The sequence below is a fragment of the Streptomyces lincolnensis genome, assembly GCF_001685355.1.
GTDB classification, from domain to species: Bacteria; Actinomycetota; Actinomycetes; order Streptomycetales; family Streptomycetaceae; genus Streptomyces; species Streptomyces lincolnensis.
Genome location: NZ_CP016438.1, coordinates 445,419 through 458,021 on the forward strand (window position 1 = coordinate 445,419; position 12,603 = coordinate 458,021).

Sequence of the window (12,603 nt, forward strand, 5' to 3'; positions counted from 1 at the left end):
GGTGTCCGACTCCTCACGCGATACCGCCGAAGGCGCCGGCTGGGGCACCGCCGAACGCGGTGAGTACCAGCGGCTGATGCCACCCAAGGTCGAGAAGCTGTCCTGGCTGAACCCGAAGACCCTGTGGGCCGCCCGCAACGGCGTGGTGGCGTCCTGGTTCGGCGACCCCACGGGCCGGACGCGCGGCCGGTGGGTGGCGCGGCGGGCGGCGGCCGGGATTCCCGCCGACAAGGTGATCCGGCGCGACGACCCGGACACCTTCTCCTTCATGGTCATCGGCGACACGGGCGAGGGCGACGATCCCCAGTACGCCGTCGTACCGGGCTTTCTGAAGGTCGGTCAGGACTCCCGGTTCGCGGTCGTCGCCAGTGACGTGATCTATCCGGTGGGCAGTGCGGACGACTACGGCACGAAGTTCTTCCGCCCGTACCAGGACTTCCGGGCGCCGATCTACGCGATACCGGGCAACCACGACTGGTACGAGGACCTGGGCGCCTTCATGCGCGTCTTCTGCGGTGACGCCCCGCCCCTGGAGCCCGAGCCCGCGCCCCGCCCGCTCTCCCGAGCGTGGCTGCGCCATCTGCTGTGGCACCGGCCGCGCGCCGGCGACGGCCAACGCCTCGACGAGGCCCGGCGGTTGCGGTCGGCACCGGAGCAACAGGCCGTCCAGCCGGGCCCGTACTGGGCCGTCGACGCCGGACCGGTGCGGATCATAGGCATCGACACGGGCCTGCTCGGCACCGTCGACGCCGAACAGGGCGCCTGGCTCCGCGAGGTCTCCCAGGGGCCGCGCCCGAAGATCCTCGTCACGGGCTCGCCGCTGTACGTGGACGGCGAGCACCACCCCTGCGCGATAGAGGGCGGCGGCACGGTCGACGAGATCGTCCGCGATCCGGACCACCACTACGTGGCGGCGATAGGCGGCGACATCCACAACTACCAGCGCTATCCGGTCCCGGTGGACGGCCGCACCATCCAGTACGTGGTCTCGGGCGGCGGCGGCGCGTTCATGCACGCCACCCACACCATCCCGCGCGTCTCGGTCGCGAACGTCACCGAGGAGGACTTCCGCTGCTATCCGCTGCGCGGCGACTCGCTGGCCTTCTACAGCACGCTCTACGGCCGCCGCCTGCGCCTGCGCCGCTTCTTCACCCTCACCGAGGCCGAGGCGACGGCCGTGATCGCCGAGCGGCTGGGCGTCCGGCCGACCCGCTCTCCCAGCGGACCCACGCGGGTCACCCTGCGCACGCGCCTCGTGGCGAGCCTGCTCGGCGCCGGTGGCCGCCCCGACCGCACCTCCCGCTTCCGGCTCCCGGTGCGCAAGATCTACACCCAGCTGTTCTCTCCGGGCTCCGCGACCTACAGCCCGCCGTTCTTCAAGTGCTTCCTGCGCCTGGACGTCACCCCGGAGTCGGTCCGGCTGCGCTGCTACGCCGCCACCGGCAACCGCGCCCAGGAGATCGACCCGCCGGTCGAGGACGAGGTGACCATCCCACTCACCTGATCGGATCCTCACCAGGTCGGGGAACACTTCCCTCGGCGACCGGGTTGGCACTGCCGTACTACTTGATTCATCAAGCAACCACGGAGGAGCCCGTGCCCTCGACCCCCCGCCCCCTGCGCAAGCTGGGCTTCCTGACCATCGGCCTGTTCGACGAGGCGGACCCACGCCGGGGACACGAGTCCACTCTGGAGATCATCGAGCTGGGCGAGCGGCTGGGCTTCGACAGCGCGTGGCTGCGCCATCGCCATCTCCAGTACGGCATCTCCTCCCCCGTCGCGGTGATGGCCGCGGCCTCGCAGCGCACCAGCCGTATCGAGCTCGGCACCGCGGTCATTCCGCTCGGCTGGGAGAACCCGCTGCGGCTGGCCGAGGACCTCGCGACGGTCGACCTGCTGTCCGGCGGACGCGTCAACCCGGGAGTGAGCGTGGGCCCGCCGATGCACTACGACCAGGTCAAGGACGCCCTGTACCCGGACACCGCCGACGTGGAGGACTTCTCCTACGAGCGGGTGCGGCGACTGCTGGACCTCGTGCGGGGCAAGCCGGCGACGGACTTCAGCGGCGTGGAAGGGTTCGAGGTGTTCAGTGACCGGGTGCAGCCGCACTCCCCCGGCCTGGGCCGGCGCCTCTGGTACGGCGGTGGCAGCCTCGGTTCGGCGCGCTGGGCCGGTGAGCACGGCATGAACTTCCTGACCAGCAGTGTCGTCAAGGCGGAGGCCGCGCAGGGGCCGTACGACTTCGCGGAGATCCAGCTGTCGCACATCCGCGCCTTCCGCGCCGCGCATCCCGACGGCGAGGACGCCCGTGTCTCCCAGGGCCTGGTCGTCATCCCCACGGACTCCGCCTCGCCCGCACAGCGCGCCAAGTACGAGGAGTACGCGGCGAAGCGCACGCCTCGCACCACGTCACCGCAGGGGCCGGCGCGTCTGATGTTCGCGCCCGACATCGTCGGCACCTCGCAGGAGATCGCCGAACGGCTGCACGCGCACGCCGCGTTCCGCGAGATCGACGAGGTGGCGTTCGCGCTGCCGTTCACCTTCGGGCACGAGGACTATGTGCAGATCCTGACCGACACGGCGACGAAGCTGGGTCCGGCACTCGGCTGGCGCCCGGCCGCCTGAGGTCACCAACGGCCCACCTCGGTCCCGACGATCGGCTCCGACGGCTTGCCGTCCACGCCGACCGGTACCTCCCCGGTGAGCATCACCCGGTGCATGGTCCGGGGGAAGCCGAGGTGGGCGTTGTCCCCGGGGGCCAGGTGGATGGTGGCCCGGTTGTCCCAGAAGGCGACGCTGCCCGGCTCCCAGCGGAAGCGGACCGTGTACTCGGGCCGGGTGGCCTGCGCCAGCAGCATCTCCAGGACGGCGGCGCTCTCGGCCCGGGAGAGGTCGGCGATCTGCTCCAGGTAGTAGCCGTTGACGGACAGGATCCGCTCCCCCGACTCCGGGTGGACCCGCACCAGCGGGTGCAGGGAGGCGATCTGGTGGTCCAGCAGATGCCGGACGTACGCGTCGTCGCCGGGCCGCGGCTGGTACCCCACGCCGAGCCGGTGCTCGGCGCGCAGCCCGTCCACGAACTCCCGCACGGGGGCGGAGAGTCCGGCGTAGGCGGCGGCCAGGTTGGACCAGGTGGTGTCGCCGCCGTAGGGCGGAACGGTCTCGGCGCGCAGGATCGTCGCGGCCGGCGGGTCGACGCGGGCGCCGTGGTCGCAGTGCCAGCCGCGCAGCAGGGTGTGCCGACGGCGCTGGAGCCACTCCTCGTGCTCCATGCCGAATCTGCCGCCCAGCTCCAGGCGGTCGGCGGTCGTCTCGACCTCCGGGAAGTCCGGGGGCGAGGCGCTGCCGCGCCTGCGCAGGACGACCGGCTCGCCGAACCGGCGCGCGAACGCCACATGCCCGGCGTGGTCGAGCCGCTGCCCGCGGAAGAACACCACCTTCCAGCGCAGCACGGCCGCCCTGATCGCGGCGACCTGGCCGTCGTCGAGACCGACGGCCAGGTCCACCCCGCCGATCTCGGCGCCGATGTGCCCGGCGACCGGGTTCACCTCGATGCCCGCGGCCCCCTCCCGCACGTCCCTGTCCGTCGTCATGCGCGCTCCGTCGATCGACCTCGGCTACGTATCAGAGGGTGCCAGCCGAGCCCCTGATTGGCGACCGCGCCCCACAGCGAGGTGTTCCCCGGGAAGGCAGCCCCGTTCCTGGGCGTTGCACCCGCCGACACGATCGATGTCCGAGGGAATGCGGTGACGCGATGAAGGCAGTGCGGTTCCACGAGTACGGCGGGATCGATGTCCTGCGAGTGGAGGAGGTCGAACGCCCGGCGCCCGGCCCGGGGCAGGTGCTGGTCGAGGTCCGTGCGGCCGGGATCCAGCCCGGCGAGGTGATGATCCGCAGCGGTGCGCGGCACGACCGCTGGCCGGCGACGTTCCCCTCCGGGCAGGGCAGCGACCTGGCCGGCGTCGTGGTGGAGGTCGGGCCGCAGGTGCGCGGCTTCGCCGTGGGCGACGAGGTCCTGGGCTTCACCCACGGCAGAGCGAGCCACGCGGAGTTCGTCGTGGTCGACGACGTGCATCTCTTCTCCCGTCCCGAGGGGCTCTCCTGGGACGTGGCCGGGTCGTTGTACGTGGCCGGGACGACCGCCTACGCCACCGTGTTCGCGGTGGACCCCGGACCGGCCGACACGGTCGTGGTGTCCGGTGCGGCGGGCGGCGTCGGATCGCTGGCCGTGCAGCTCGCGCGGAGGCGCGGCGCGACGGTGATCGGGTTGGCGGGCGAGCGCAACCACGCCTGGCTCAAGGAGCGCGGTGTCGTCCCGGTCGCGTACGGGGAGGGCGTGGCCGAACGGATCCGGCGGGCTTCGGCCGGACGCGTCGACGCGTTCATCGACACGTTCGGCGACGGCTACGTGGAGCTGGCGGTGGAGTTGGGGGTGAGTCCCGAGCGGATCGACACGATCCGGGACTGGCGGGCGGCGGCCAGGGTCGGTGCCCGGACCTACGGAGAGGGCTCGGCGGCGTGCGCGGTCGTGCTCGGCGAGGTGGCCCGGCTCGTCGCGCGCGGCGAGGTGGAGGTGCCGATCGCCCGCACCTACCCGCTGGAGCAGGTGCGGGACGCGTTCCGCGAGCTGGAACGGGGGCACACCCACGGCAAGATCGTGCTGCGTCCGTAGCCCTCGCGGCTGTACCGGGACTCGGTGGTTGTCGCCGTCGGCACCGCATAGGCTGCGCGGCAACCCGGACGAAACAGCCGGACTGTCACCAGGGAGGCGCTGGAGTTGTCGCACACATCCGATCGCCGGTCTTCCTGTCGCCGGGGCACAGTGTGACGCGCGACGATCTCATCGCCATGCTCCGCGAACAGACCCCGGCATGCGGGCCCGCACGCGACGCGTTGATCGCCGGGGCCGACTTCGTCGTCTGGGACGGCCTGGTCCCGGCCAACCGGCACGCGGGCGTCTTCCGGCTTCGAATGCGCCACTCCTTGAAGCGTGGCCACACGATCGACGGCCTGGCCGACAGCGTCGACATCCTTGCAGGGGCCGGGGAAGAGCCGCTTCGTACCGGATCCATCGACGCGGTGGACAGGTCATCCTGGTTCATCATCTTCCTGAACTCCACGGCGACAGCAGTGGTGGCCTGCTGCGGCGGGCGCCGGCCCACCACCATGGAGTCGGCCGACGCCCCCGTCCTCAGAGGGTGAACTCCCGGATCACCACGTTCTCGAACACCGCCGTCCCCTCGATGGAGAACAGCGCGAGCCCGGTGTCGATCAGATAGGGGAACACTTCCGACGAGTGCACGTACCGTCCGTCGTCCACGAACATCTCCACCGACGTCCGGTCCACCAGGATCCGCAGCCTCACCCTGCCCGGCGAGCGATCGAAGGGGCTGCGGCTCTCCTGCCACCGGCCGGTGGAGTCCGGGTTGACGGTGCCCCGGCGGTTGAGGAAGGCGTAGTCGCCGTAGACGCCCGCGTCGACGTGCCGTCCCCCGTCCGGGGAGCGGCGCACCTGCACACCCGCGCCCAGGAGTTGGTCCCAGCGGATCTCGCAGGTCACCTCGTAGGCGATCCCCGTGTAGTCGAGGACCCGGGTGCCGGTGACCGACAGGTCGCCGAGGCGCACGGTGCGGGAGACGTACGAGTCGAGTGCGCCGACCGGCTGCGAGGCCAGGTAGTACGCGCCGGACGAGGCACGTTTCAGGGTCACTTCACGGACGACGGAGTCGGTGCCGTTGAAGCCGTCGCAGTCGATCGTGGGCGTGATGCCCGCGTAGTCCCAGTTGTTCAGCCAGCCGATCGCGTAGCGTGCGCCCTCGTCGAGCCTGCCGTCGGGGCCCCGCTTCTCGAAGGTCACGGCGCCGTACCAGTCCCAGCCGTGGTCGAGCCACTGCGGCTCGGCGGCGTCGGCCGTGAAGGCGGTGCCGTCGAAGCTACCCGTCCAGTACGCATAGGTGTTCGGCAGCCCCGAGCCCTTGCCGTTCGCGCTCACGCCGAGCAGCCATTTCACCGTGCCGTCCGAGGCGGTGAGGCGGAACAGGTCGGGGCACTCCAGGACACCGATGCCGTCCTTGACGAAGCCGCTGACGTACGTCCAGGACTTCAGGTCCGCCGAGTGGTAGAAGCCGACCTTGTTGTTCTCGGCGAGTGTCATCACCCACCGGCCGCGCTCCTCGTCCCGGATCACCTTGGGGTCCCGGAAGTCGCGCACGCCCGGGTTGGGCAGCACCGGTTCGGTGCCGTGGTGGGTGAAGGCACGGCCGCCGTCGGTGGAGTAGTACAGGTACTGGGCCTGGTCGGCGTCGCCGTCGTGCGGTGACATCGTGGCGAGGACGACGACCGCGCCCGCCCCGAAGCCGGCCGTGTCGTCGGTGTCGACCACGGCGCAGCCGGACCAGACGTCTCCGTTGGGGGTGGTGTTCTTCGGTACGGCGACTCCCCGGTCGGTGAAGGTGACCAGGTCGGAGCTGGTGGCCAGGCGCCAGGCGGTGCCGACGACGCCGGTCGTGTAGTCGGCGTTGTAGAGGTAGTAGTAGTGGTACTCGCCGTCGATCCACACCGGTCGCTGCGGGTCGTTCTTCCACTGGTCGGGGACCGTGAAGTGGTATTCGGCGCGGTAGCTCGCGCACGACCCGGCGGACCCGGGCTCGGCCGCGGCCCGTCCCGCGGGCAGCAGCACGGCCGCTGCCCCCGCGGCCGATCCCGCGAACAGCGTTCTCCTGGAGATCACGCCCATCACACCTCGTTCCTGTCGTCGTTGACGGCGGCTCACGAGATCAGGACTGTGCGACCTAACTCGTTAAAGGTCAAGGGTTCGCGGGCCTTGACAGGGCTATGACGGGCTTCCCATCATCTGGGGCATCAGATGCCGACTAACACGAGTTAGGCCCTGTTGGATGACCGACTCGCACTTCTCCCGCCGCACCTTGCTGCGGTACGGCGCCTACGGCGCGGGAGCCGCCGCCCTGGCCGGCACCGCAGCCAGTTGGGACCGGCTCACCGGAGCCGACATCCCCGGCCGCGACGACGGCTCCCTCGTCGTCGCCACCCTCGGCCCCGCCTACGGCCCGGAGGCGGTCCGCGCACTCTCCGAGGGCTTCAAAAAGGTCCACCCCGACATCAAGCTGCGCATCAACGCGGTCCAGGCCGTCGACTGGTCGGACTTCTTCGCCAAGATCCTCACCCAGATCGCGGCGGGCACCGCCCCCGACCTCGTCTACGTCGCCACCGAGGGCGTCCAGCTCTTCGCACAGCGCCTCGGCGTCGCCCTCGACCACTGGGTCAGGCGGGACGCGGAGGAACTGCGCGAGTACTTCGCCGACGTCCACCCCTCGCTGGTGGAGTCGATGATGTACGAGGGGAGCCTCTACCAGCTGCCGGTCGAGTTCAACGCGGCCGACATCTACCTCAACAACCAGGTGCTGCGGCGGGCCGGCGCGGACTTCCCGGCGTCCGACTGGACCCGGGACGACTTCACCGGACTCCTGCGGGACATGAAGAAGGCGAGCGGCTCGCAGTTCACGCCGTACTTCTGGACCAACAGGCTGTGGGGCGGCGTGGTCCCCTGGCTGTTCGCCAACGACACCAATCTGCTGGCCGAGTCCAAGGCACCCGGCGGCGACTGGCTGTGGGACTCCTTCTACCCGGCCGACCGGCGCGGCGGACGCGGGGGCGGATTCCGGTGGACCACCCCGCAGGCCACCCACGACCGCGTGGAGGAGGTCTACGACTATCTCGCCTCCCTCATCCGCGAGGACCTGTGCACCCGCCCCGAGGGCGGCAACGGCCAGAACCTCATCGGCGTGTTCTCCACCGGCCGGGTCGGCGTCACCCCCGCCGGCGGCTTCTGGGCGGGCGGCCTGAGCCTGGCGGGCATGCGTCCCGACGGCTTCGACACCCAGTACTTCCCGCGCTGGCGCACCCAGCGCATGCAGTTCGGCGCGGCCGGCTACGCGCTGCTGCGCACGTCGAAGCGGCAGGAGGAGGCCTGGGAGTTCATCAAGTACGCCGCCCGCAAGGACACTCTTACGCAGCTGTTCGAGACCAACCAGACGACCCCGGCCCGCCGTTCGATGCTCACCGCCGACCGCTACCGCGAGACCGGCCCGCGGCACTGGCAGGTCTTCTACGACACCCTCGACAAGTTCCCCGACACCGGACCGATCCCCGCGCCGCCGCAGGTCGCCGAGGTCGAACAGGTACTGCTCAAGCACACCGGCACCGCCCTGTCCTCCCCGCGCGCGGTGCGCCCCGCCCTGCGCCGGATGCAGCGCGACCTGGAGAAGGCCATGGAGCGTGAGATATGACGGACACCCAGATCCAGGCCCCGCCGAGCACACCGGCTCCCGTCGCGGTCGCCACGCGGCCCTCCGCCCGCGAACGCGGCACCCGTGTGCTGGCAGCCCTGTTCCTGGCCCCCACGATCGTCGGCATCGTCGTCTTCACGGTCGTACCGATCGCCGGCTCGGTGGTGCTGAGCCTGTTCCACTGGAACGTCATCGACTCCCCCAGCTTCGCGGGGACGGCCAACTACCGTGAGATGTTCACCGATTCCACGGTGCTGGTCTCCTTCCGCAACACCCTGGTCTTCATGGTGTTCGCGGTGGCGCTCCAGCTGCTGATCGCGCTCACCCTCGCGCTGGCCGTCAACGGCCGGATGCCGGCCTGGCTGCGTTCGGTGTTCCGTTCGGCGTTCTTCTTCCCGCTGGTGCTGTCGGCCGCGTCGATCTCGGTGGTGATGAAGTACCTGTTCAACCAGGACTTCGGAGTCGTCAACTGGCTGCTCGGGCTGATCGGGATCGCACCCGTGCCGTGGCTGACCTCGGAGAACTCGGCGATGGCGGCCGTCGTCCTGGTCTACGTCTGGCAGCAGTTCGGCTTCTCGTTCCTGCTGTTCGTCGGCGGTCTGAACAACATCCCCAAGGAGATCCACGAGGCCGCCGCCCTCGACGGCGCGACCGGTCTGCGCAAGCACCTCGGCGTCACGCTCCCGCTGCTGTCACCCACCCTGCTGGTGGCGTCGGTGGTCGGCATCATCAACGCGCTCCAGGTCTTCGAGCAGCCCTACGTCCTGACCAACGGCGGTCCCGGTGACGCCACCCGCACCGTCGTGATGGTCATCTACGAGTCCGCGTTCGAGCAGCTCCGCTTCGGCGAGGCGTCCGCGGTGGGTGTCCTGCTCTTCGTGCTGATCATGGCGGTCACCGCCCTCCAGTTCCGGCTCAGCCGGCGTTTCGTCCACTACCAGTGAGCCGGGTGAACCCCTTGAGCCAAGCGACCCTGACCCTCAGCCGTACCCGGCACTCCCTGGCCCCGTGGGCCCGGATCGCCGGGCTGACCGTGTGCGCCCTGCTGACCCTCGGACCGGTCATCTGGACGCTCTCCACCTCGCTGCGCACGCCCGCCGAGTCCTTCGACCTGCCCCCGAGGATCATCCCGTCCGACCCCACCGTCGAGTCGTACCGCGGGGTCTTCGACCAGATCGACGTGTGGCTGCTGGCCCTCAACTCCACCCTGGTGACCGCGCTGATCGCGGTCGGCCAGATGATCACGGCGGGCCTTGCCGGATACGCCTTCGCACGCCTGGAGTTCCGCTTCAAGAAGCCGCTGTTCGGTCTGGTCCTGGCCACCATGATGGTGCCGCTCCAGGTCACCATCGTGCCGGTGTTCCTGGTACTGAAGTCGATGAGCCTGACCGACACCCTGCTCGGTCTGATCATCCCGGCGTTCCCGACCGCCTTCGGCACCTTCCTGATGCGCCAGTACTTCATGGGCATGCCCAAGGACCTGGGCGAGGCGGCGATGCTGGACGGCGCCGGACCCTGGCGGATCTTCCGGTCCGTGTACGCCCCCCTGGCCACGCCCGGTCTGGCGATCGTCGGCGTCCTGGCCTTCAACTACCACTGGAACGAGTTCTTCCGGCCGCTGATCCTGGAGACCTCCGGCCAGAACTACACGCTCCCGCTGGGCCTGGTCTCCCTCCAGGGCAATCTGGGCACCGGATCCATCTCGGTGGTCCTCGCGGGTGTCGTGCTCTCCATGATCCCCGCCGTCGCCGTGTTCCTCGTCGGCCAGCGCCCTCTGCGCGAGGGCATCACCTCCGCAGGAGTCAACCGTTGAGCCTCACCGCTCGCGTCCCGGACCCCGACGCCCCGCGCTTCCGGGTCCGTCCGCCCGCCCACTGGATCAACGACCCCAACGGTCCCTTCCGCTGGCAGGGCCGCTACCACCTCTTCTACCAGCACAACCCCGACGCCCCGGTGCACACGAACGTCCACTGGGGGCATGTCTCCAGCCCCGATCTCGCCCACTGGGAGCACCACCCCGTCGCGCTCACACCGACGCCCGGCGGCCCGGACGAGGCCGGCTGCTGGTCGGGGTGCGTGGTCGACGACGACGGCGTGCCGACCGCCGTGTACACCGGCGTGGACCGGCACCACACCGGTCTCGGCACGATCTGCCTCGCCCGGGCCACGGTCCCCGACGACGAGACGCTCACCGACTGGAAGCCGCACCCCACCCCCGTCGTGACCGGCCCGCCGCCGGGACTGGACGTGGTGATGTTCCGCGACCCGTTCGTCTTCCACCACGCCGGCCACCGCTGGGCCCTGGTCGGAGCGGGCCACGCCGACGGTACGCCGTCGGTCCTGCTCTACGACTGTGACGACCTGTCGGCCTGGCGGTTCGCCGGGGTCCTGGTGGACGGCCACGACCCTGTGGCGGCCCGGGTGTTCGGCGACGGAGCGACCGGCTGGGAGTGCCCTCAGCTGTTCGCGACGGCGAGCGGGGAATGGGTGCTGGTGGTGTCCCTGTGGGACGGAGACCCGAGCTCCACCGGCTATCTGACGGGCCGTCTGCACCCGTACAGGGACGGGGAGTTGCGTCTCGTGCCCCGCACGGGCGGTCCAGTCGACCACGGCCGGGACTTCTACGCCCCCGCCGTGCTCCAGGAGGCGGACCGGGCCGTGCTGTGGGGCTGGTCCTGGGAGGCCCGCGAACAGGCCGCCGTGGACCGGGCCGGCTGGGCGGGGGTCCTCACCGCGCCCCGCACCCTGGACACCCACCCCGACGGTTCACTGCGCATGGCACCGGCACCCGAACTCCGGCTGCTGCGCGCACCCGACCCGTTCGTCACGGAGCCCGGTGTCCCCGTGTCTCTTCCGGATGCCTACGACCTGACCGTCACCGCCCGCTCCCTCACGACCGTGTCGCTGCTGCGCTCGGCGTCGGGTGCGGAACTGACGGTCCGGCTGGACCCGGACGAGCGGACGGTCACCCTGGACCGCGACGGATGGCCCCGCACCGGCGCGCTGGGCCCGGTCACCGCCGGAGTCCCGGAGGCGGAGATCACCGTACGGATCCTCGTCGACGGATCGCTCCTCGAACTCTTCGTCGGCGACCGGGCCACGGTGACCGAGCGGGTCTACCGGCGCGCCGACGACGTGCCGGAGCTGGTCGTGCGGGGGGCCGGCGCCCGGGTCACGGGATGGGAGCAGGTCCCACCGACGAGCGGGTGATCACCGGGCAGGCGAGGCGCCGTACCGTGGCGGGCGGCGTGCGTCCCGTGGCGATGGCGTCCAGGAGCAGCCGGGTGGCGGCCTCGCCCATCGCCCGGTGCGGCAGCCCGACCGTGGTCAGGGGCGGGGTGAGGAACGCGGCCATGTGCTCCTGGTCGTCGTACCCGACCACGGACAGCTCGTCGGGCACGGTGATCCCGAGCCGGGTGGAGGCGTGCAGCGCGCCCGCCGCGACCCGGTCGTTGTAGCAGAAGATCCCGGTGGGCCGCCGGTCCGCCGGGACCCCGTCGAGAATCCGCGTGGCGCCCTCGTACCCGCTGGAGATCTCACCCCCGGTCCGTACGACCCACTCCCTGGGCAGCGTGATCCCCTCGGCCCGCAGGGCGTCCCGGAAGCCGCGCAGCCGCTCGACGGAGGCGATGTCGTCATGGCCGCCGACCAGGGCGATCCTGCGGTGCCCCTGGTCCAGGAGCAGCCGTGCCGCCGTCCGCCCTCCGGCGCGTTCGGCGGGGACGACGGAGGGCAGCGAGTCGTCCTCGGGCAGACAGTTGGCGAGGACGGAGTGGGTGCGGTGCAGTCCCTCGGGGACGCGGACGCGGCGCAGGGACATCGCCGCGTAGATGATGCCGTCCACGCGGCGGTCCAGGAGCTCGGCGACGGCCGCGTCCTCCTTGGCCCGGTCGCCGCCCGAGTCGACGGTCAGCACGAGGTGCTCGCTCTGCCAGGCGGTCTCCATCGCGCCGCGCAGCAGTCGCCCGGCGAAGGGTGTGGAGGCGATCTCGTCGGTGACCAGGCCGATCACGGCCGTACGGCTGCGGCGCAGGCCGCGGGCGACGGGGTCAGGGCGGTAGCCGAGCTGGGCGGCGGCCTGCCGGATCCGTTCCTGGGTGGCGGGCGAGAGGTTGCCCTCGGCGCGGCCGTTGAAGACGAAGGAGACCGCGGTGTGCGACACGCCGGCGAGCCGCGCGACGTCCCGTGACGTGGACCGCCCCGCGGTTCTGCGCTGCTTGTCCTCGGCGTCGCCCATGCCGTCCGCTGTCCTCGTCCCCGCCGTCCCGGTTGATCGACACTCACCCTATCCGTGACG

11 protein-coding genes are annotated in these 12,603 nt (G+C 71.0%); 8 read left to right on the top strand and 3 right to left on the bottom strand.

The window, feature by feature from the left end; translation table 11 throughout:
• Position 1 precedes the first annotated feature (1 nt).
• Positions 2-1,504 (top strand): metallophosphoesterase family protein, encoded by a 1,503-nt coding sequence (locus SLINC_RS02015; RefSeq protein WP_067425953.1) that lies wholly within the window; start codon positions 2-4, stop codon positions 1,502-1,504.
• Positions 1,505-1,596: 92 nt separating this feature from the next.
• On the top strand, positions 1,597-2,625 hold the full coding sequence (locus SLINC_RS02020) for an LLM class flavin-dependent oxidoreductase (protein WP_067425956.1): 1,029 nt from the start codon (positions 1,597-1,599) through the stop codon (positions 2,623-2,625).
• A gap of 2 nt (positions 2,626-2,627) precedes the next feature.
• On the opposite strand, the gene SLINC_RS02025 is transcribed toward SLINC_RS02020, so the two are convergent.
• Positions 2,628-3,593: a TauD/TfdA dioxygenase family protein gene (locus tag SLINC_RS02025; protein ID WP_067425959.1), complete on the bottom strand. Its 966-nt coding sequence runs from the start codon at positions 3,591-3,593 to the stop codon at positions 2,628-2,630.
• A 161-nt stretch (positions 3,594-3,754) separates the two neighbouring features.
• On the opposite strand from SLINC_RS02025, the gene SLINC_RS02030 reads away from it, so the two are divergent.
• Both SLINC_RS02030 and SLINC_RS02035 read left to right on the top strand, forming a co-directional pair.
• Positions 3,755-4,672, top strand: coding sequence for an NADP-dependent oxidoreductase (locus tag SLINC_RS02030; RefSeq protein WP_067425962.1), 918 nt, complete (start codon positions 3,755-3,757; stop codon positions 4,670-4,672).
• A 152-nt stretch (positions 4,673-4,824) separates the two neighbouring features.
• Positions 4,825-5,202 (top strand): hypothetical protein, encoded by a 378-nt coding sequence (locus SLINC_RS02035; RefSeq protein ID WP_067425965.1) that lies wholly within the window; start codon positions 4,825-4,827, stop codon positions 5,200-5,202.
• Here the strand turns inward: SLINC_RS02035 and SLINC_RS02040 are convergent.
• Positions 5,192-6,736, bottom strand: coding sequence for a glycoside hydrolase family 32 protein (locus SLINC_RS02040; protein ID WP_067425968.1), 1,545 nt, complete (start codon positions 6,734-6,736; stop codon positions 5,192-5,194). The two genes, SLINC_RS02035 and SLINC_RS02040, sit on opposite strands and share 11 nt — an antisense overlap.
• A 160-nt stretch (positions 6,737-6,896) precedes the next feature.
• Here SLINC_RS02040 and SLINC_RS02045 point away from each other — a divergent pair, with 160 nt between their 5' ends.
• Genes SLINC_RS02045 through SLINC_RS02060 form a run of 4 tightly spaced genes read left to right on the top strand, consistent with a single transcriptional unit; the run spans position 6,897 to position 11,516 of the window.
• On the top strand, positions 6,897-8,306 hold the full coding sequence (locus tag SLINC_RS02045; protein WP_067425971.1) for an extracellular solute-binding protein: 1,410 nt from the start codon (positions 6,897-6,899) through the stop codon (positions 8,304-8,306).
• Positions 8,303-9,250: a carbohydrate ABC transporter permease gene (locus tag SLINC_RS02050; protein WP_067425974.1), complete on the top strand. Its 948-nt coding sequence runs from the start codon at positions 8,303-8,305 to the stop codon at positions 9,248-9,250. The genes SLINC_RS02045 and SLINC_RS02050 overlap by 4 nt, the downstream gene beginning before the upstream one ends.
• Before the next feature lie 14 nt (positions 9,251-9,264).
• Complete coding sequence (locus SLINC_RS02055; RefSeq protein ID WP_067444823.1) at positions 9,265-10,119, top strand: carbohydrate ABC transporter permease; 855 nt, start codon at positions 9,265-9,267, stop codon at positions 10,117-10,119.
• Positions 10,116-11,516 (top strand): glycoside hydrolase family 32 protein, encoded by a 1,401-nt coding sequence (locus SLINC_RS02060; RefSeq protein ID WP_067425977.1) that lies wholly within the window; start codon positions 10,116-10,118, stop codon positions 11,514-11,516. The genes SLINC_RS02055 and SLINC_RS02060 overlap by 4 nt, the downstream gene beginning before the upstream one ends.
• Here SLINC_RS02060 and SLINC_RS02065 read toward each other — a convergent pair.
• Positions 11,479-12,543 carry a LacI family DNA-binding transcriptional regulator gene (locus SLINC_RS02065; RefSeq protein WP_067425979.1) on the bottom strand — a complete coding sequence of 355 codons (1,065 nt, stop codon included), beginning with the start codon at positions 12,541-12,543 and terminating at the stop codon, positions 11,479-11,481. The two genes, SLINC_RS02060 and SLINC_RS02065, sit on opposite strands and share 38 nt — an antisense overlap.
• Between the last annotated feature and the right edge of the window lie 60 nt (positions 12,544-12,603).